This is a genomic window from Lysinibacillus agricola (assembly GCF_016638705.1).
Taxonomy (GTDB): Bacteria; Bacillota; Bacilli; order Bacillales_A; family Planococcaceae; genus Lysinibacillus; species Lysinibacillus agricola.
The window spans coordinates 1600138-1619349 of sequence record NZ_CP067341.1; the positions used below are offsets into that span (position 1 = coordinate 1600138).

Here is a 19212-nt window from a genome sequence, read left to right on the forward strand (position 1 = left end):
ATGGTGTTGATTCATGAAAGTACTACAAGGAAATCTTGGACGACAAAGTTGGATGCAAAAAAAGAAAGGCTGAATAGTGTAAAAGATTTTGTAGATGGTGTAATGATACCCACTCATCGTATTGTTGATGCTTTAGAACGCCTTATAAAGCCTAGCGATCGTGTTGTATTGGAGGGGAATAACCAAAAACAAGCATCTTTTTTGTCACAAGCCTTGTCACAGGTAAGTCCTACGAAAGTGCATGATTTGCATATGATTATGTCAAGTATTTCTCGACCAGAGCATCTTGATTTATTTGAAGATGGTATCGCGAAAAAAATAGACTTTTCCTTTGCTGGGCCGCAAAGCTTAAGAATTTCACAAATGATTGAGGATGGGAAAATTGAACTGGGAGATCTTCATACTTATGTGGAACTTTATGGGCGATTATTTATCGATTTAATACCGAATGTTGCTTTAGTGGCAGCCGACAAAGCAGACCGTTTTGGTAACCTTTATACAGGACCAAATACCGAGGAAACACCAACTTTAGTAGAAGCGGCTGCCTTTCGTGATGGAATTGTCATTGCTCAGGTTAATGAATTAGTAGATGAATTGCCTCGTGTGGATATCCCTAGCTCATGGATAGATTTTATCGTTGTTGCAGATCAAGCATACGAATTAGAGCCTTTATTTACACGCGACCCAAGACATATTACTGATATTCAAATTTTACAAGCAATGATGGTAATTCGAGGTATCTATGAAAAGCACGGTGTTCAATCATTAAATCATGGGATTGGCTTTAATACAGCTGCTATTGAGCTCCTTTTACCGACCTATGGTGAACAATTAGGATTGAAAGGGAAAATATGCAAAAATTGGGTATTGAATCCTCATCCTACATTAATTCCTGCTATTGAATCAGGTTGGGTTGAAAGTGTTCACTGCTTTGGTGGAGAACTAGGGATGGAAAAATACGTTGAAGCTAGACGGGATGTGTTTTTCACAGGAAGGGATGGTAGTCTTCGATCCAATCGAACTTTAGCACAATTAGCAGGTCAGTATGCAGTTGATCTGTTTATAGGATCGACCCTCCAAATGGATGCATTAGGGAATTCCTCTACAGTTACAAAAGGACGTGTTGCTGGATATGGTGGTGCACCAAATATGGGACATGATCCAGGGGGAAGACGTCACTCCACAGAGGCTTGGAAAAATATGATGACATCAGATGATCCACTTGCACGAGGTAAAAAGCTAGTTGTACAAGTTGCTGAAACTTTCCAGGATGCGAACACACCTGTATTTGTTGAATCATTGGATGCTATTACTGTAAAGGATCAAGCGAAATTAGCAGTGGCTCCTGTAATGATTTACGGTCAGGACGTTACACATGTAGTGACAGAGGAAGGAATTGCGTACTTGTATAAAACAGATAGCTCTGCGGAAAAGCATGAAATGATTGCTTCCATCGCAGGTGTTACACCAATTGGTATGAAACATAACCCGAAATCATCATCACGCTTACGAGAAAAAGGATTAATTGCGTTACCTGAGGATTTAGGCATTCGAAGAGCGGACGCTAAACGTTCCTTATTAGCGGCTAAAAACATTGATGAACTTGTGCAATGGTCTGGTGGGTTGTATACACCACCAGCAAAATTCAGAAGTTGGTAAAGAAGCTTTCAAGGGGGCATCTATGATCGATAAACAATATTTTGCAGAAACTTTAGCAAAAATGGCTGTTTCATCTTTAATTGAAGAAGTATCACTGACCCCAAAACCTGGATTAGTCGATGAAAAAGATGAAGGAGCACATCAAGATTTAACTTTTCATATGATGATTGGCTCAGCGCAGTGCTTAAAAAATACTTTTTATGAGATGGCTATGGCTGCTTTCGTCGAAGGTCCTTCTCAAACGTTACGTGAAAAAATTGGAGAAATAGGGCGTAGAGGCGAAAATACTATGTTTCAGTATACAGATGGTGTGAATACCCATAAAGGTGCTATTTGGTCATTAGGGTTAATTACAGCCGCAGCAGCAATTCACGGTGGCATGGCGGATGAAGAAACAATTTGTTTTACAGCGGGAAGGATTGCTCAATATGAAGATCGTTTTATCCCACACAATATTACGAATGGGATGAAAGCCATTCATGAATACGGCATTAATGGCGCAAAGGTAGAAGCACAATTAGCATTTCCGCATATTCGAAAATATAGTTTACCAATGTTGAAGGCTACCATTCATACCATGAGCTATGAACAAGCTAAGCATTTTACTTTGCTGTCACTTATAGCACAGCTAGATGATACATGTATTCTTCATCGAGGTGGAATAGAAGGATTAAACTATGCTAAAAAACAGGCAAAACAAATAATAGCTTCTAGTAATTTACATGAGCTCGAACATATGAATCAAAATTTTATAGCCCGCAATTTATCACCAGGTGGTAGCGCAGACTTACTAGCAGCAACAATATATTTACTTAAGATAAAAAAATGGTCAACAAATAGTTTATTGAAGGGGCAATTCCAAGCAACACATTGAACATAAAAAGGGGTGTTTTTATGGAAAAGTTAGTCTATTCATTTCCTGCAACTAAAGTAGTTGAACAGCGTGCACACGTTGGTGTTGTAGGCTCTGGTGATTTGGAAATTTTAATTGAGCCAACTAATAATCTAGAAACAGTTGTTGAAATCCGAACAGGTATTACTGGGTTTGGAGAAACATGGCGAAAAGTAATCGAACGTTTTGTTAGTCAAAATGATGTATCTGCACATATTACGATAAATGATTTTGGGGCAACACCTGGTGTAGTGTCCATTCGATTAGCACAAGCACTGGAGGTGAGTAAAAATGCTTAATACATTAACAACTAGTTTAGTAGAGACCAATGCTCGTGAACGTGCATTTTCCATTCTAGATATAGGCTATGAAATTTTAGGACCTTTTGATCGTTTTGAATCTCCGCATTTAACTGCACAAAATATTGTCCCTCAATATGATGATGGCATGATTATTGTGAAGGGAACCCTCGATGAGAAACAAGCTGTCGTTATTTCAATCGAAGGGAGCTTTCAAGGTGGCGGTATAGGAGAAGTATCAGGGGCAAAGCTAGCTGGTACATTGGAGAAAATTTTAGCTGAATGTAAAAATGGACAACTTATTTATCCAATAATTATTTATGATACAGGAGGTGTTCGTTTACAAGAGGCAAACTATGGCCTGTTATCAATTGCTGAAATCAGCTCTGCTATTGTAGAGCTTCGCAATTATGTTCCGGTAATCGGAATTATCCCAGGGAAAATTGGATCATTTGGAGGGATGTCCTTAACAGCTGGATTATGTAGCGCACTTATTATGACACGAGAAGGGCGTTTAGGGATGAATGGACCTGAAGTTGTTGAACAAGAGGCAGGCATCAGAGAGCTTGATGCAAAAAACAAGCAGCTTATTTGGCAAATGATTGGAGGCGCAATTCGTACAGATATAGGTTTTGCAGATTTTATTGTTGAGGACGATGTGCCAAATTTTCGGCAAGCAATTAAAGACATTTGGAATGGGAAAGTAGAATGCAAACATCGTGTCAAAAAGTATAATGAGTTTTTAGCATTATTTAAATCACTAGATATTGTAGAAAAAATTCAACCTCATCGAGCAACAGATATTTTAAAAACGCTAGGTAATGTAGCCGATAAGTCATTATTTCAACCACATACAACTGTTGACAGTCGTGGTCGAAGCTGGTTTAATGCTTTAACTAATAATGCGACTTCTATAAGTGAAATTCCTTCTGTTCTCGTTGCAGAGGGTGAATTACAAGGAAAAAGGGCACGTTTTATCACAGTTGTACCAAACCCCGACAATAAATACTACCGTGCACGAAATGGTGAAGTTGGTTTACTCGAAGGGTGGGCACTTGCAAAGTATATTAGTGAAGTTATTGAAGAGGATAAGTCTGTAGCTGGCAAGAGATTAATTGTTCCAATTGTTGATGTTCCTAGCCAGGCATTTGGCTATCATGAGGAACTATTCGGTATATATTTAGCTTGTTCAGCAGCAGTTAATGCGTATGCTACTGCTAGAATAGCTGGTCACCCAATTGTAGCAGTGTTGGTCGGCAACGCTATTTCAGGAGCATTTTTGGCACATGGTATGCAGGCAAATCGTCTAATAGCACTCAATGATGAAGGTGTAAATGTGCATGTAATGTCCAAAAAATCTGCTGCACTTATTACACAGCGAACGATCGAAGAACTTGATGAATTCTCTAAGGATGTTCCTTCTATGGCTTATGATATTCAGTCCTTCCACAAACTTGGTGCATTATATCAACTTATTGATGGTGTTAATGCGACAAAGCCAAATAAGGAAGATATTATACAAGTGATTGAATCAGTTCATGACGCTTATGAGGATATTGTAGCTAAAGGTAGTACAAGCCTAGCAAATCGTCTTCATTCTGAAATTGCTATTTCATCAGGACGTCAAGCATCTATCAAGGTACGCGAAATGATTGATGAGCAATGGAAATAAATGTTCACGATATAGTGAAGTTCACAACAGTGAAACAACTTAATGAGCAGACAACGATTCCTCCATGGGTAGCGAATTCGTCAGCAGCTACTTCCTATGGAGTCGTTCGCAGGGCGCAAATTACTAACGAATTAGTGCCGATTGGGCTTCGAGGGAATGCACGACATGAAAGATATGGTACTACAATTCATAAGAAGTATATTTTAGAGATTATTAAGCCATATTCATTAATAGAGCAATTAGATAATTTTAAGGACAATCGCTTTTATACGTTATTAAATTCTATTCGCCATAAATTCGATCCATATAAAATAAAATGGGGGCCTACTGGTAGTGTAGGCTTCGAACTAGCGACAGGTATCCCTGTAACCTCCAAAAAGAGTGATTTAGATTTAATTATTTGTATGGATGCTATCGACGAGGTTTTGCTAGATAAAATTAGTAATTTGTTAGCTGATTCTAGAATAATGATTGATCCCCAAATTGAAATTCCACGAATTGGTGCTTTTTTATTGAAAGATTATATGGAAAATAAAGAAAATGGCTTTATTTTAAGAACATTTTATGGACCAAAGCTATATAAAATTTTATAGTGAAGAACTTAACTATCCCTGTAAAATAGTCCGTTGGCAGTGTAAAAGCTGTTGACGGACTTTTTTATTGAGCTATAGTTATACTTATACGAATTGGCTAAAAAAAATGAGGTGCACATATGATTTTAATAAGTTCTTGCTTGGCAGGATTAAAGGTACGTTATAACGGAACAGATAGTTTAGATGAAAGAATTCAACGGCTTATGTTAGAAAATAAGGCGGTAACTGTATGCCCTGAACTTATGGGAGGTTTTTCGACGCCTCGTGAGCCCGCTGAAATTGTTGGTGGAGATGGTGAAGACGTTCTTGATGGAAAAGCGAGAGTGGTTGAAAAATCTGGCCGTGATGTAACGGAGCTTTATATAAAGGGCGCATATGCAACATTACATAAAGCACTTGAAGTAGGCGCGACTAAGGTTATTTTAAAAGAGTATAGTCCATCCTGTGGCAGTGCAATGATTTACAATGGGGATTTCAATGGTACAAAATTAGTTGGCGTAGGCGTAACAACTGCATTGCTTAGAAGAAATAATATTGCGGTCTTTTCTGAAGAAGATGTTTCGGAGTTACTTTTGCAAATTTGATAGGGGAATATGTTTTTGTCTTAGTATATTATACTGAATAATATTAACAGGCGTGTTGATTAGGAAAATATAGGTTTGATATATTGGTGAGGCCTTTGATAAAAAAGTAGTATATTTAAAGAATCAAGACATACAACCGTATAGTTTGATTCTTATAAGGGATGTAAATGCTACAGAGCTTGAAAATCTTAATCTAGTACGCATCTGTGAATTGCTATATCAAGGAAAATCTGTCGTCTATAGTGATCGTTTTATGGCAGTGATTAAAGAAAAAGGTCAATTATTCTATAGCAATGATTTTTCTAATTTCAAACCCTTTGTTTATCAGGAGTTTGTAGAGGATAAAAATGTAGTTAAGTTAGGGGATTTGTGGTTTAAAACAGATAGAGGCAATTTTTATATGGACTACGCTTATGCCACTACGGGAGAATTTATTTTATATTATGTGGATGGACAAGACATTTCAAGAGTAGCCATTGAAAAAGCACCGATTAAGGCTGTGAAAACTTATCAGAATAATGTATATTACCTAACAAGGTATGAGCGTGGTGTAGTAAATGCTCATGAAACGAGTAATTTAAAGTATGCAACGCTTAAAAATGGGCAGTGGGTTTCTGATTATTTAGGTAAGCCAGGATTTTACTATGGTTTTGATACTTTAGCTAATCCATATAACTGGAAAATAGATGATAACGGCATCTACATTTTTGGTTATAATAGATTTGGTAATTTAAGCTCAGCTGAAAGAAAAGAAACTTTTGGGAATTACAGGATAGACTTAGAGGGTCATAATCATGAGGTAGTAAACCCTTAAAGTTTGAGTTTTGATGATGTAGAGAATTGGCTGGTTTGAGTTCGGTATTTATACGGGACTTAAGCCAGTCAATTTTTGCTTAATCCGTTTGTTATAGTGGGTGCTGTTTATAAAATCGCACATAAGTGACTTGCAGAGTTAAAAAGGGACTCCTAAAAATTAGGAATCCCTTTCTTGTTTCTTAAGAGTTATCAAATGAGTGTTCACCATTAGAAAGAAGCTATTTAGTGATTTTCAAGGATTTAAGGAGCTTTTCTTCCTACTGATATGATATAAGCAGCATCATTAACTTCTACACCCTTATTAATCCAGAAAGACTGGCCTTTTTTAATTTCAGGAATTTTTTTATTTCCTGGTCTAATATATGAATCTACTGAAACCCAACCTGAATTCATTTGGACTAGTGGTTGAATATCCGTTTTTCCTTCGGGAACCGTTTCTCCAGTTAAATTTTGTGCCTTAATGCTAATTCCTGAATTCACAATTTTAAAAGCACTTAAGTGGAAACTACCATCGATATAACCATTTGTGTAATCATTTTCATCAAAAAAAGCGAACGATTTTCCTGCTACGACTCTTTTATCTGTTATATGAAGTAATTTAAGATCATTACTATACTTATATTCGATGTCTGTATGGTCTAAAAATAAGCGTATTGGCAAAAACATAGCATCTTTTTTTAAGACTGGGGTTGTATCCATTTTAACTTCTTCCTTATTTACATAAGCAATCTTAGAATTAATAGTTACATCAAATGAATTATTTAAGATTTTTACAGTAGCTGTTTTAGAATTATGATTATAAGAAACTTCCCCACCCATTAAATCCTGTATAGAACGAAGAGGAACTAACAATCGTCCTTGTTGATCAAGAAATGGAGAACTCGGTTTTGTGTAGAGAATAAAATACTTATCTATTTTTAGATAAATAGGTGTTTCTTTATCCGGCAAAGATGAGGTAGCAGCCATTGAACTTATTGGATAAACTGCTAATAAAATAAATGTTAAAAAGGATGTTATTAATAATTTGAGATTACGATTCACAACTACTCCCCCTCGTATTTATAAATTGATGTGTACCCAGAAGATCTCTTTATATAAGAACTTAAACAATCATAAAAACGCCTCTCTGTCGATAGAATAATCTTTTGAAGCTAAACTCGAGTAACTTAATTATACTATATTTTACCATTGATGGGTTGTGTAAAATAATTATACTGTTTTATCCATATAAAAATCATGAATAAAAGTGCTCTAAAATGGGTGTGGGGTTAGTCAGAGCCTACTTTTTAGTGGTATCAAGAAAACAGCGAAATATATACAAACAAGCGTGTTGATTAGGAAAATATAGGTTTATTATTGAGTGATAAAAGGATTTTTTTGTTGATATTTTGCTAATGTATGTCCATTTTAACTGACTGTAGCGTAGGGCCACTCGACGCTCGCCCGCAGCGGAGGTATCCATCTCATCATTTTAGGTGGTTTCTTTTATTTTATAGGGTGGCATAACATCTTTGACGCAAAGATTAAAGGCAAATCCATAGACGGTTTCCTCAATAATTTTAAAATTTTGAACGAAATGAAGCATCGCTCCGTCTAATGGGGGAAGGAGGCGAAAAGGATGGAATTTGAAATCGTGCAGCGTGCTATTCGAGGGGATCATCAAGCGATACTTTCACTTATTGAAATGGATGAAGATATTTTATATCGCATGGCTTTTACATATCTGAAAAATGAGCAAGACGCTTTAGATGTGATGCAGGACCTAGTTTACAAGGCACTAAAAAAAATGCATACCGTCAAACAACACGAATATGCCAGAACATGGCTCGTGCGCGTCTTAATCAATTGTTGTAAAGACCATTTGCGAAAACGTCAACCAACCGTTTCAATTCAGGAACATCACCAAGTTGAATGGGTCATCTACTCTGATATTGAGCTGTTATTGGAACATTTATCCTTGTCGGAGCAGCAACTCGTCTATATGAAATATTTTCAGCAACTAAAAAACAAAGAAATTGCCGAGCTAAATCAAATTCCGGAGGGTACTGTAAAGTCTAAGCTTCATCACATACTAAAGAAGCTTAAAAACTTCGCTGGAGAAAAGGAGGACTGGCTATGAGTAAACTACCGATTGACGTTCCAAAGGAGAAACTTCAACAAGTTCGGATGGATATGTTTCGTAAAGTACAGCGAGAAAAAAGAATAAAGAAGCGCATTTTTTCGGTTGCAATAGTCTCTTTGTTTTGCTTAAGCTTTTTATTTTCAATTCGCGTTTCTCCTACGATTGCTAGCCAGGTTGCAAAAATACCTGGCTTTAAAGAAATTGTATTAGCGGTTGTAAGAGATAAAGGGATAAAAGATATTGTGGACAATGGATACTATGAAGAAATTAATACGACGCAGTCTAAAAATGGTCTATCACTTACATTGCAAGGCGTGATTGCAGATAATTCTGGATTAGTACTTTACTATGACGCCGATGCAACATTTGATATGTCGGAATTATACTTGGAGGAAGTTAAATTGTTCCAAGGGGACAAAGAAATTGAAGGCGGAGCTTCATTTACAAATCATCAATCAAATCAAACACGCTTCTCTTCTTCAGTAGACTATAGTTATTCAGAGCCTTTCGCTTATACTTCAAAGGATTTTAAAGTGGTTTTTTTTTTTTATGAAAAAGATAAGGGGAACATTGAAATTACGATACCGTTTTCACTACAAAACGAAATCGCAAAGGAAAAAATTATTACTGCGAATCGTATTGTAGACGTCGGTGGTCAGAAATTTACGATTACACAAATTCGCCGTTCTCCACTAAGAACGTCAATCGATATTGAATTAGATGAAGCGAATACGATGCAAATTTTAGCGCTTGATGATATTGCGGTCGAGACGGAAAATGGGGAGCGAAGAGAAGGCATTAAATATGGCTTGTCATTAGGTGGTGATAATCGCGACGGCAAATTCACGTTTAATTTACAAAGTAATTATTTCCATGATTCAGATTCACTCAAAATATTAATTGGAGCTGTTCATGCCGTTCCAAAGGGCGAGGATTATATCGAAGTTGATTTTGGTACAAAAGAAGTACTCATGAAGCCTGATTATTTGGATTGGGATATATCTGTAACGCAGCAAGGTGTATCAGTTGCTGCAAAGAAATGGGATGATAGAATGCGACATTCGTTCCTAAATAGCGCTGTAAAAGCAGATGGCACGACGTTAGAATATACAGGTAGCTCGTTCTCAGATGATGAGCAGTATCTATATGCGACGGAGGACTTTGAAAATTATGATGGCAAAGCAAAAATATATATAAACTATTTCTTCAATCCTATTGGAAAAAATATTGAACTGAATATTCCATTGCAATAAAGTAAAGATGTTCAAAAAGGCTCTCCTTTTTGAACATCTTTTTCATTTTTCTATACTTGTGATAATATTCCTGTATTGGGTCCGGGTAGAAATGAAAAACGTTGTAATAAACATGTTGATAAATTGGAGGGGGATTATTATGCCATTAACATTTGCCCATCCAGCAGCGATATTACCATTCTCTGGAAAAAAAGATATATTAATTTTTCCGCAATGGTTTTAGGAAGTATGGCTCCGGACTTTGAATATTTTTTACGAGGCCAACCAATAGGGGAAATAGGGCATACCTTCACAGGTTTTTTTCTATTAAATCTCCCTATGGTAATAATGATTTACTTTATTTATCATCAAATTATTCGTTTGAATGTAGTCCACCATTTGCCTAACTTTCTACAAGTTACATCAAGCTACAAAGTGGAGGGAAGTAAAAAATGGAAGAAAGTCGTTTTTTGTTACTCAGCGATAATTTGAATGTTAACTCATGTAGTATGGGATTCTTATACACATAAACAGGGATTTATGGTAATAAATTTCCCGATTCTTACCGATACTTTTAATGTGTACGGCCATCAAATACCCTTTTATAAATTTTTGCAACACGGTAGTACACTATTGGGGATTTCGCTAATTATCGGCTATATGTATTACAAAGCATCACTAAATAAGAATAAAGATACTCCAAAAATTGGCGCTAAAAAGAAACTCTATTTTTGGGCTTTATTATTTTTTTTAACGCTATTATATGTATGTATTTGGTGCATAATCGATTGGGTACCAATTAGTAGCTATGGAGTAATAGTTGTGCGTATCATAGATTCATTTTTTGGAAGTTTACTAACCATTTCTTTAGTTATAACATATCATCAAAACAAATCAGATTATCGTAATAAAAGGACCTCCTTTAATGGGGCCAATTACCTTAAGAAATCTGTTACGAGCACTTAAGATGAGGATAGCAATGTTACTATTTTCACGAATTTGGCGACATAATTCGATACCATCACAATCTGGGAGAGAAAGGTCAAGAATAATGAAGTCCGGAAAGGTTTCTTTCATATATTGGATGGCCTCATGTCCAGTATTAACGATATTGCATTAGCACTTTCATCTTCTATAATTAGCACTTTAGCTTTCTTTAACATAAGAAATGTCTCCTTCTTTAGAAAACTTATTTCCTTTTTCGATTTGCTAGGAGGAAGAACAACAGGATGACTAAGCATGCATAGACGAAAACCCAAGCAAATTGCCAATAAAAAATGTTCGGTATTGACGTTATAGAATCTTCTGAACTCATCATTTCCAGGGAAAGACGGACAGGTGGAAGTAGCCAAATTATTCCCTTGATCTGAAGAATTGTCTCTTTTAAGGTAGCGATAACGACAGAAACAATTAAGATGCCAAGTACACCCCACCAAGTATTTTGCTTGTTTTTGACGAGTTCTCTTGTAAATATAGCGGATAGTGCAATAGCTAGTACAGCTAAACTAAAATGAGAGAGGAATCCTAATAATTGATGTATAAATCTTGGTTTTTCTCCAAAGGCACCAATTAGAGTAGGGTAGATGACTGATACACAGCTTAAGAATAAACCAATCAGTACACAAATTATAAACATTCCTAAATTATATTGTGTTCGACTTTTGGCATGAAGTGTTGTAATTACTTTTTGCCCTTCCTCCTCTGCGTGAAATAGTGTGACTGTAAACCATCCCATTAGAAAAAATAGAATGATAGCTGTAAACGAATAACTATCTAATATTGGATTTGGTACAAAGGTATAATTAACAACAAGGCATAAAACGAAAATTGAAAAAGGTGGAACATATTTATAGGTCCTTAAATAATTGATAAATTGATAGCGCAATAAACTTGTCATATCGGCGTTTATTCCTCCTCATTAAAAATGGGTACGGAATTGTTCCTCCTTCTGATTGATTGGGATTAATTGTTTAATAGAGGCTTTTTTGTGTAGGAGATCTAATAAAACTTGATCTGTATCTTCTGTCTTAATAACGGAAATTACCTCATGACAACCATTATTTAAAAGACATTGTTGTTGAATTTCAAGAAAAGGTAATAGGTTATCCAATAATTTTTCGCTTGAAATTTCAAATATTAATTTATTTTTCGATGTATCATTCTTATGTAATGAATCAGCTTGAATGACCTTATTACTTTGAATTACAAGAACGGTATCAACAAGATGTTGAAGTAATTTTGTTTCATGACATGTTAAAACGATACTTACCCCTTTGTCTTTTTAAAAAGAGAGGGTTTCTTCTAAATCGCTTTGTGCCTTAGGATCGAGTCCTGATAATGGTTCATCTAAGATAAGCAGATCAGTGTCTTCAAGCATTGCCTGCATAATCAAAACCTTGTGCTTCATACCTTTGGAAAAATTATCAATCCGAATGTTCCGAGCATCCTGTAAATGAAATAATTCAAGTAAATCATTTATTTTTTGCTGTAGTTGTTCTTTCGGCATACCTCGAATTCTGCCCATATGATAAAGATATTCTTCTGGCGTAAACAAAATATGTGAAGGCGTCACTTCTGGCACATATCCAATTTTTAATGTCTGTCGATGTTTCACAATAGAGCCACTGTCAGCCTCGACTAATTCTGCAATGATTTTTAGAAGGGTACTCTTACCTGATCCATTCTTTCCTACAAGAGCTATAATTTGATTGGCACAAATAGAAAATGTAGCATTTTCTAAGATTTTCTTACCTCTATACTGTTTAGAGATGTTCTGTATTTCCATAATCGTATTCATCTTTACACACCTTTTTTAGGATTTCTTATTGTAAGTCATTTTCATTTCTATATATGCATACTTACGATGTACAATGTTCAAGACCATTATCTGTGAATTAGTATAGATGAATAGTAGTTCTTTTGCTAATAGAATGTTGGTTTAATTTTCTATTTTTGGGCACGTGACCTATCGTAACATGGATGTTGATTTCCGTTCCAGGCTAATCGCTTTCCTGCGGGCGAGCGTCGAGCCGCTTCCTCCGCATTTGTTACGCTGCCGCTTCGTTAACACTCAGCTTTCGCGCAGACAAACAAATTGCTGCCGCTTCGCGCACAGAAAACAGTCGCTCCGTGCAGGGTCTCGTCTGTCTTACTTTTCCCGCGGGAAGCTTTGCTCTGCGACAGGAGCATTCGAATAGCCTTCCACTCCAATCAGCAATAGTGTAGAACTTTTATAAAATTTATGTATTTCAAAAGTGAACGCTATGGTTACTCAGAATAGATGTTATTAACCTGACTCCTTGGGGATTAGCGGCTCATCGGACGCCCCCAGGAAAGCGCCTAGTCGGAACGGAAATCAACCCCACATTATGGTGATGGCACTAGTTTATAATAAAAAGGTTTTGCCCAATTTTTGAGCGGAACCCCTAAGTTTTAACATTAATTAATTATACGAAAATTTACTTCGATACGAAAATAAAAGAAATAACTGAGTAAAAATACCAATAAAGGAATTGTGTTTCTTACTTGTTTGTTTTTAATAAATTATAATTTATTGTGTTACAATCAAGAGCGTAAATACGAGATTATTAAGATGATTAATACTTCTTACTTTTTAAGCATTCTCCATTAACTATGTGGAGTATCTCTTGAAATTATTTTAGTCTTAATATTGAACGGAGTGAAATCTATGCAACGACTTCTAAATGATTTATTAGGGGCAATAAAAGATAATTTAAAACTTATTTGTTATTTTTTTCTGGGTGTATTTTCAGTAGGAGCTTTCTTGTATGCTGTTACTTTTGTTATTAAATTTATAACTGGAGATTCTTTTTTAAATTAAATAACCCCTAGATAAAAGAATCTAGGGGTTAAGTATGAGTTAATATAATTTCATACATCCGAATTAAATTAGCTCAAAATATAAAAATGGCCAAAACGTCGTCATAGTAAACCGTTTAAAATTTAATTTTGCTACTACTGTATTTAGAGGTAGTTTTTTTGTACCAATACTCTTTGATTATAATGATCGATATTTTTTTAGACTTATAATATTTAATGTAATAAATACAAGAGCGAAGCAAGCAAGAATCACTAAGTCCACTAGAATTCCGCTAAAGGAATATCCCTTATACATAACCCCATTCAAAGCGTCAGCTGCATAGTAAAGTGGCATTATACGACCAATATTTTGCAGCCACTCCACCATATTATCAAGAGGGAAAATTCCTGAAAAGAAAATTTGCGGTATAATGACAAGCGGAATAAATTGCATCATTTGAAACTCAGAAGAAGCAAAACTTGATAAGAGAGCTCCTAATGATAATGAAACAAGTGCAACGATAATATTGATTAACAGCACAAGCCAAATAGAGCCAACATGTACGATATCAAGGACATAAACCCCGAATAGCACAATAATAGTCGTTTGAATCAAAGCAAACAATCCATAACCAATCATATAACCAGCGACAATTTCAGAACGTTTAATCGGTGTCGCTAGTAAGCGCTCCAATGTCCCTGAAGTTCGTTCTTTTAACAACGCTATCCCTGTAATTAAAAAAACGAAAAAGAACACAAAGAAGCCTGTCAGCATCGGGCTAAAAATATCAAAAATAGCGGTATTTTCATCGCCATATACATAATCAGTCGTCAACTTCATCATTGCAGATTGTTCAGGCTGTAAAACCTGAGAAAGCTTCATCTTTAAAGCCTTGGCTGTAGACGGATCATCATTTAATAATGTGAGCTTCAATTCAGTTTGATGAAAAGCTAACCAACCATCATATTTTTCATCTTTTAAACTGGCAATAGAAAAATCATTTTTTTCAATAACATGAAAATCTGCCTCTTCAAGCTTTTCAATTATTGATGCAGGACCATTTGACACGACTAATGTCATTTCTGGTTCATTACTATTAAAAACAAAATACATTAACGAAAGCACAAGAAGAGGTGCAAAAAATAATAAGCCAAGTGTACGTTTATCGCGTATCATTTGCTGCATAATTCTTGTAACAATTGCGCCGATTCTCATAGTGCTTCACCTCCAGCCTTTAAAAACACTTCATCAAAGTCCTTTGCCTGATAATGAGCTTTCAAATCATGTGGTGTTCCATGTGCGATAATATGACCATTGCGTAGCATAGCCAGCTGATCACAGCGCTCTGCTTCATCCATTGCATGTGTCGTTACTAAAATTGTTTTATGCTCATCGTTTTTTAAACGAATTAACTCCTGCCAAATTTCTTTTTTCAATACGGGATCAATACCAACAGTTGGCTCATCTAAAATCAACAACTTTGGATTTTGGGTAAGGGCAATTGCAAGGGATAATCTTCGTTTCATCCCTCCAGAATAATTCAACACCTTACTATTTAAATCATCCGTTAAATGAACAAGGCTTGCAGCATAATTTACACGCTCCGCACGCTCTTTTTTTGATAATCGATAAAGCTTAGCAAAAAAATGAAGGTTTTCTTCACCTGTTAAATCTAAATACAGTGCATCAGATTGTGCCATATAGCCGATATCCGTTAGTAATTGCTTATGGGGGACTGTATGATTTAACACTTTAATATGACCATTATCGGGCTTGATCATTCCCATAATCATTTTAATTAAAGTCGTTTTCCCACAGCCTGAAGGGCCAAGTAAGCCAATTAGCTGTCCCTTAGGAATTTCTAAGGAAAGCGGGGCAATTACTTGTTTTTGGTGAAACTTTTTTTCTATGGAGTTTAATGAAATTGCATTGTTTCCCATATAGCCATCTCTCCTTTACTAAACACAGTGTTGATACCTGAAATTTTAAGGCAGTGTTTTGGGAATTACAATAAACAGATAACTAAAAAGTGTTCAGTGATTTTGGATTTCAACATTTTCGAGCAAGCTAAAATCAGACTGCCTACATCACTCAAAAAATGGACTAATACCAATTTAAATGAATCGTATTGTTTTATTTTGGGGTTTCTGTGATAAGTACGGATGTGCATTCTCGGTGCTATAGTTTTTCCCTCAGACACTCAAAACTTTTTAAAATAGCCATTTTACTAAACTCGATTAATGGAAATAACTAAGAAGAATGCCGATAAATAAGGTAACGCTGTAATTACTAGCATTATTTGACCTTATTGTGATCATTGAGGTAACCATCTAACAACATCGCTAAATACTAATCGGAATAAAGTGATAATACAATGGGGGTTCTATATGTCTATTCACGATATAATGAATTTTGAAACAAAACGAGCTATAAAAAATGCATTACTTATACAAATAGAGGAAGTAGGTTTTGAACGAGTAACAGTAAAAAATTTAGCTATTACTGCAAACATTAATCGAGGTACTTTTTATCTACATTATAAGGATAAATTTGAAGTAATGGAGGATTTGCAGCAGGAATTATTAAATGAACTAGAAAGCTACGTGAAAAATGTTCAACCGCTAGATGCCTTTCATACGATAAAAACAGGTCAACTGTATCAGCCATTTATCGAAGTGTTTAAATGTATTAAAGAGCATGCAGCGGCATTTCGAGTTATTTTAGGGGAGCAGGGGAGCCCCGCTTTTAGTAAGAGGATGAAGAAAGTTTTTAGTAATCATATTTTGGACAGAATCTCTGTTATTCGAGAAGAAGGACTTGATCCAGAATTCCAACGATATTTTGGGGCTTTTTTAACTTCCGCGATTTTAGGTGTTATTCAAGAGTGGCTAGACCATGGAGATGAGGATTTAAACGTGGAGGAGTTAGCAATGATTCATTTTCGGTTATTGCGCTTCCTTGGTGATTTGGCATCTTTGCAGAAATGAAAGTTTTAGTAAGGAGATATTCTCAATATCTTCTTACTAAAAAGTATCTTTTATTAGAGAGTAATTTTTAATCATTTTATTTGAGAAAGTTCTCTCAAAATCCGTTAAAGGATTGACAAATATTGTATCGAACAATAAAATGGCTTTATATTGACTGACTAATCAATCAAAAAGGAGAGGTATTAATGCCAAAAAACGAAGAACAAAATCAGGAGCTTAGAGATGCACGGAAAGAACAAATATTACAAGCTGCATTAATAGTCTTTGCCAGAAGAGGTATGGCGGCAACAAAAATTAGTGATATTGCTAAAGAAGCTGGTTTAAGCCATGGACTTGTCTACCATTATTTTGATTCAAAAGATGAAATTTTTTCGATGCTTGTAAAAAAAGCTGCTAATAGTTCTATTGAAATTATCCAGAAAGCAATTGAGCATATGGGCACACCGCTTGAGAAATTAAAGTGGATGACAGAGCAAATATTAAATAACTTAATAGATACAGAACATACTTTTTTATTTTTGATTATGATACAGGCAAGTACTTCTGACGCTATTCCAAATGAAGTAAAAGAGTTTCTAACAAAGGATAATGCACTATCACCTGTTGATGCTACATTGCCTATGATTGTAGCAGGACAGGAAGAGGGGGAAATCATTTCAGCAAATCCAGTAACATTAGCTGTTACTTATTTTGCTTTTATACAAGGTTTAGCAATTAACAAAATTCAATGGCCAGAATGCCCGATACCTGATGCAAATATGCTTATGAAGATTTTTACAAAAGAATAAAATCAAAGAAGGAGGAGTCTACAAATAAAATGAGTAGTAAAAAAAGTATATATCTTCTACTATCACCATTTGCAATCATCGGATTGGGATTTATAACTGCATCAATCTTTAGTCAGTACATACAAGGGTGGGCTTGGATTCCTTTGGCGATAGTTTACTGGAGTACAATTGGAATCTGTATTTTTTATTTTAAAGGAGATAAGCCGATTAAAAGTTGGCTAGGAAAATCTGAAGTTTCTAAAGTTTGGATTACGATATCTTTACTATTAGGAATGTTTCCATTAACTATATTTTTCATGAATTATAAGTTATTTAATTCCACTTTTCTTATTGTGCTATGGTTATTATTTGCTTTTATCAATCCTTGGTTTGAAGAGCTTTATTGGCGTGGGATATTACTGGATGGTCTGGCAAACTGGTTTCCCAAATGGTTCAGTATATTGTATACAACTTTATTTTTTGTGCTTAGTCATCCATTAATGTGGGGAGTATTTTCTATTGCAAGTAAATCCTACCATTTATATATTTATTTAAGTATAGCTGGTGTTGTTTGGGCAATTACATATTTTAAAACAAAGAGCTTAAGATGGGTAATATTTTCACATTTTATTGTAGATATCGGTAACTTAACTGTATTAACCTTTTTGAATATTTATTTACCACCTACAATGTAGTTATTTTATTAATTCATTTCGTGTTGATCGATAATAAAGTTTTTTTAAACAAAAGAGGTTGGGACATAACTAATTTCCCCATTATAAAACTCCATATTTTCAAATAAATAAAGCCATATAAACAGAAAACCCGAACGATTATGAAACACTAAATAAAAGTTTCATAGAATTGTTCGGGTTTTCCTTTGGCTGAAATCCTTTTGTCTCAGTCTCTCTTAAAAGTTGTCTTGGGTAACGGAGGAAACCAATAAAACATACTAAACCTTTAGCTTTACTTCTCAGAGATAATTATTTCAATTATGAAATGAAGACTTTTTATATCTCGGTTATTTGATAGAGCATACTGACCTCTCATAATATCTTATCAATGTTATTTTAATAACATTGTCTTTACATATTGAATAAACTGTAGGGCCGCTGGAGATATTTCTTTAAGGGATGTTACAGCAATACCGATAGATCGATACTTTTCCCGCTCTAATTCATGAATACTAACATTATTTTGGAAACTTTGGAGAACTAGTTCTGGAATGATACTGACACCTAGCTCATTTTCCACCATGGCGATAATAGCTTGATCATCGGCCATTTCGAATTCAATTTTTAAATTAACATTGGTCTCTGTAAAGATACGTTGCAAATCGTTGTCATAACCGGCTTTTGTCATGATAAAGGGTTCTTCCTCCAATTGTTCAATGCGGACTTTATCCTGACTACTTGAGGAGCGTATCGCTTAATTTTGGAGTTAAAAGAAGCAACAAGTTTACCGATTCATTTGCATTAACATGATACGAGCGGTAATGGTATTTTCTTATATGCGAAGGCAATTGAAGCAGGTGTATATGAAGTAATGGAGGACTTGCAGCAGGAACTATTAAATGAATTAGAAAGCTATGTTAAAAATTTGCACCATTAGAAGCCTTTCATACGATAAAAATAGAGCAGCCCGATATTTAGCAAGAGGATGTAGGAAGTCTTTAGTAATCAGATTTTAGACAGAATATCGGACATTGTAGAGGAATTACAAGATCCAAAATTCCAATAATATTTGCAGACTTTTTTAGATTCTGCAAT

21 protein-coding genes and 1 pseudogene are annotated in these 19212 nt (G+C 35.2%); 14 read left to right on the top strand and 8 right to left on the bottom strand.

Annotated features, from left to right (window positions below; translation table 11 throughout):
- The 7 genes from mdcA (at position 1) to FJQ98_RS07630 (ending at position 6513) form a co-directional block, all read left to right on the top strand.
- Complete coding sequence (mdcA, locus tag FJQ98_RS07600; RefSeq protein ID WP_053594473.1) at positions 1–1659, top strand: malonate decarboxylase subunit alpha; 1659 nt, start codon at positions 1–3, stop codon at positions 1657–1659.
- A gap of 22 nt (positions 1660–1681) precedes the next feature.
- Entirely contained in the window at positions 1682–2533 is an 852-nt protein-coding gene (locus FJQ98_RS07605; RefSeq protein ID WP_053594474.1) for a triphosphoribosyl-dephospho-CoA synthase, read from the top strand.
- Positions 2534–2553: 20 nt separating this feature from the next.
- Positions 2554–2850: a malonate decarboxylase subunit delta gene (locus FJQ98_RS07610; protein WP_053594475.1), complete on the top strand. Its 297-nt coding sequence runs from the start codon at positions 2554–2556 to the stop codon at positions 2848–2850.
- Positions 2843–4522, top strand: coding sequence for a biotin-independent malonate decarboxylase subunit beta (locus tag FJQ98_RS07615; RefSeq protein ID WP_053594476.1), 1680 nt, complete (start codon positions 2843–2845; stop codon positions 4520–4522). Before FJQ98_RS07610 ends, FJQ98_RS07615 begins: the two co-directional genes overlap by 8 nt.
- Positions 4513–5115, top strand: coding sequence for a malonate decarboxylase holo-ACP synthase (locus FJQ98_RS07620; protein ID WP_053594477.1), 603 nt, complete (start codon positions 4513–4515; stop codon positions 5113–5115). The genes FJQ98_RS07615 and FJQ98_RS07620 overlap by 10 nt, the downstream gene beginning before the upstream one ends.
- A 119-nt stretch (positions 5116–5234) precedes the next feature.
- Positions 5235–5699, top strand: a complete 465-nt coding sequence (locus FJQ98_RS07625; protein ID WP_053594478.1) for a 2-thiouracil desulfurase family protein — start codon at positions 5235–5237, stop codon at positions 5697–5699.
- A gap of 253 nt (positions 5700–5952) precedes the next feature.
- On the top strand, positions 5953–6513 hold the full coding sequence (locus FJQ98_RS07630) for a hypothetical protein (protein ID WP_241774549.1): 561 nt from the start codon (positions 5953–5955) through the stop codon (positions 6511–6513).
- Between the two features lie 242 nt (positions 6514–6755).
- On the opposite strand, the gene FJQ98_RS07635 is transcribed toward FJQ98_RS07630, so the two are convergent.
- A complete protein-coding gene (locus tag FJQ98_RS07635; RefSeq protein ID WP_053594479.1) occupies positions 6756–7556 on the bottom strand; it encodes a copper amine oxidase N-terminal domain-containing protein in 801 nt (266 codons plus the stop codon).
- Between the two features lie 577 nt (positions 7557–8133).
- Between FJQ98_RS07635 and FJQ98_RS07640 the strand changes: the two genes are divergently transcribed.
- The 3 genes and pseudogenes from FJQ98_RS07640 to FJQ98_RS07650 all read left to right on the top strand — a co-directional run bounded on the left by FJQ98_RS07640 (position 8134) and on the right by FJQ98_RS07650 (position 10835).
- Entirely contained in the window at positions 8134–8634 is a 501-nt protein-coding gene (locus FJQ98_RS07640; RefSeq protein ID WP_053594480.1) for a sigma-70 family RNA polymerase sigma factor, read from the top strand.
- A complete protein-coding gene (locus FJQ98_RS07645) occupies positions 8631–9890 on the top strand; it encodes a DUF4179 domain-containing protein (RefSeq protein ID WP_201406667.1) in 1260 nt (419 codons plus the stop codon). Before FJQ98_RS07640 ends, FJQ98_RS07645 begins: the two co-directional genes overlap by 4 nt.
- Positions 9891–10118: 228 nt before the next feature.
- Positions 10119–10835, top strand: a pseudogene (locus tag FJQ98_RS07650) (DUF4184 family protein).
- Here FJQ98_RS07650 and FJQ98_RS07655 read toward each other — a convergent pair.
- The 4 genes from FJQ98_RS07655 to FJQ98_RS26710 all read right to left on the bottom strand — a co-directional run bounded on the left by FJQ98_RS07655 (position 10764) and on the right by FJQ98_RS26710 (position 12666).
- Positions 10764–10979, bottom strand: a complete 216-nt coding sequence (locus FJQ98_RS07655) for a response regulator (RefSeq protein ID WP_277815939.1) — start codon at positions 10977–10979, stop codon at positions 10764–10766. The pseudogene FJQ98_RS07650 and the gene FJQ98_RS07655 overlap by 72 nt on opposite strands.
- 79 nt (positions 10980–11058) lie before the next feature.
- A complete protein-coding gene (locus tag FJQ98_RS07660) occupies positions 11059–11766 on the bottom strand; it encodes a hypothetical protein (protein ID WP_053594482.1) in 708 nt (235 codons plus the stop codon).
- A gap of 21 nt (positions 11767–11787) precedes the next feature.
- The gene (locus tag FJQ98_RS26705) at positions 11788–11979 is read right to left on the bottom strand and encodes a hypothetical protein (RefSeq protein ID WP_246494294.1); all 192 of its coding nucleotides are present in this window, start codon (positions 11977–11979) and stop codon (positions 11788–11790) included.
- Between the two features lie 171 nt (positions 11980–12150).
- On the bottom strand, positions 12151–12666 hold the full coding sequence (locus tag FJQ98_RS26710) for an ATP-binding cassette domain-containing protein (protein ID WP_246494295.1): 516 nt from the start codon (positions 12664–12666) through the stop codon (positions 12151–12153).
- A gap of 891 nt (positions 12667–13557) precedes the next feature.
- Here FJQ98_RS26710 and FJQ98_RS26520 point away from each other — a divergent pair.
- Positions 13558–13710 carry a hypothetical protein gene (locus tag FJQ98_RS26520; protein ID WP_158003012.1) on the top strand — a complete coding sequence of 51 codons (153 nt, stop codon included), beginning with the start codon at positions 13558–13560 and terminating at the stop codon, positions 13708–13710.
- Positions 13711–13887: 177 nt separating this feature from the next.
- On the opposite strand, the gene FJQ98_RS07670 is transcribed toward FJQ98_RS26520, so the two are convergent.
- Both FJQ98_RS07670 and FJQ98_RS07675 read right to left on the bottom strand, forming a co-directional pair.
- A complete protein-coding gene (locus tag FJQ98_RS07670) occupies positions 13888–14904 on the bottom strand; it encodes an ABC transporter permease (protein ID WP_053594484.1) in 1017 nt (338 codons plus the stop codon).
- Entirely contained in the window at positions 14901–15629 is a 729-nt protein-coding gene (locus FJQ98_RS07675) for an ABC transporter ATP-binding protein (protein WP_053594485.1), read from the bottom strand. The genes FJQ98_RS07670 and FJQ98_RS07675 overlap by 4 nt, the downstream gene beginning before the upstream one ends.
- 447 nt (positions 15630–16076) lie before the next feature.
- Here FJQ98_RS07675 and FJQ98_RS07680 point away from each other — a divergent pair, with 447 nt between their 5' ends.
- From FJQ98_RS07680 to FJQ98_RS07690, 3 genes are all read left to right on the top strand, one after another.
- A complete protein-coding gene (locus tag FJQ98_RS07680; protein ID WP_053594486.1) occupies positions 16077–16676 on the top strand; it encodes a TetR/AcrR family transcriptional regulator in 600 nt (199 codons plus the stop codon).
- Positions 16677–16861: 185 nt separating this feature from the next.
- Positions 16862–17464 (top strand): TetR/AcrR family transcriptional regulator, encoded by a 603-nt coding sequence (locus tag FJQ98_RS07685; protein ID WP_053594487.1) that lies wholly within the window; start codon positions 16862–16864, stop codon positions 17462–17464.
- A gap of 29 nt (positions 17465–17493) precedes the next feature.
- Positions 17494–18138, top strand: a complete 645-nt coding sequence (locus FJQ98_RS07690) for a CPBP family intramembrane glutamic endopeptidase (protein ID WP_053594488.1) — start codon at positions 17494–17496, stop codon at positions 18136–18138.
- A gap of 370 nt (positions 18139–18508) precedes the next feature.
- On the opposite strand, the gene FJQ98_RS07695 is transcribed toward FJQ98_RS07690, so the two are convergent.
- Positions 18509–18868: a LysR family transcriptional regulator substrate-binding protein gene (locus tag FJQ98_RS07695; protein ID WP_277815940.1), complete on the bottom strand. Its 360-nt coding sequence runs from the start codon at positions 18866–18868 to the stop codon at positions 18509–18511.
- Positions 18869–19212: the final 344 nt, after the last annotated feature.

Excerpts from the sequence above, each read along its gene's own strand:
- mdcA (WP_053594473.1), top strand. The coding sequence starts at position 1 with ATGGTGTTGATTCATGAAAGTACTACAAGGAAATCTTGGACGACAAAG.
- FJQ98_RS07605 (WP_053594474.1), top strand. The coding sequence starts at position 1,682 with ATGATCGATAAACAATATTTTGCAGAAACTTTAGCAAAAATGGCTGTT.
- FJQ98_RS07610 (WP_053594475.1), top strand. The coding sequence starts at position 2,554 with ATGGAAAAGTTAGTCTATTCATTTCCTGCAACTAAAGTAGTTGAACAG.
- FJQ98_RS07615 (WP_053594476.1), top strand. The coding sequence starts at position 2,843 with ATGCTTAATACATTAACAACTAGTTTAGTAGAGACCAATGCTCGTGAA.
- FJQ98_RS07620 (WP_053594477.1), top strand. The coding sequence starts at position 4,513 with ATGGAAATAAATGTTCACGATATAGTGAAGTTCACAACAGTGAAACAA.
- FJQ98_RS07625 (WP_053594478.1), top strand. The coding sequence starts at position 5,235 with ATGATTTTAATAAGTTCTTGCTTGGCAGGATTAAAGGTACGTTATAAC.
- FJQ98_RS07630 (WP_241774549.1), top strand. The coding sequence starts at position 5,953 with ATGGCAGTGATTAAAGAAAAAGGTCAATTATTCTATAGCAATGATTTT.
- FJQ98_RS07640 (WP_053594480.1), top strand. The coding sequence starts at position 8,134 with ATGGAATTTGAAATCGTGCAGCGTGCTATTCGAGGGGATCATCAAGCG.
- FJQ98_RS07645 (WP_201406667.1), top strand. The coding sequence starts at position 8,631 with ATGAGTAAACTACCGATTGACGTTCCAAAGGAGAAACTTCAACAAGTT.
- FJQ98_RS07660 (WP_053594482.1), bottom strand. The coding sequence starts at position 11,766 with ATGACAAGTTTATTGCGCTATCAATTTATCAATTATTTAAGGACCTAT.
- FJQ98_RS26710 (WP_246494295.1), bottom strand. The coding sequence starts at position 12,666 with ATGAATACGATTATGGAAATACAGAACATCTCTAAACAGTATAGAGGT.
- FJQ98_RS26520 (WP_158003012.1), top strand. The coding sequence starts at position 13,558 with ATGCAACGACTTCTAAATGATTTATTAGGGGCAATAAAAGATAATTTA.
- FJQ98_RS07670 (WP_053594484.1), bottom strand. The coding sequence starts at position 14,904 with ATGAGAATCGGCGCAATTGTTACAAGAATTATGCAGCAAATGATACGC.
- FJQ98_RS07675 (WP_053594485.1), bottom strand. The coding sequence starts at position 15,629 with ATGGGAAACAATGCAATTTCATTAAACTCCATAGAAAAAAAGTTTCAC.
- FJQ98_RS07680 (WP_053594486.1), top strand. The coding sequence starts at position 16,077 with ATGTCTATTCACGATATAATGAATTTTGAAACAAAACGAGCTATAAAA.
- FJQ98_RS07685 (WP_053594487.1), top strand. The coding sequence starts at position 16,862 with ATGCCAAAAAACGAAGAACAAAATCAGGAGCTTAGAGATGCACGGAAA.
- FJQ98_RS07690 (WP_053594488.1), top strand. The coding sequence starts at position 17,494 with ATGAGTAGTAAAAAAAGTATATATCTTCTACTATCACCATTTGCAATC.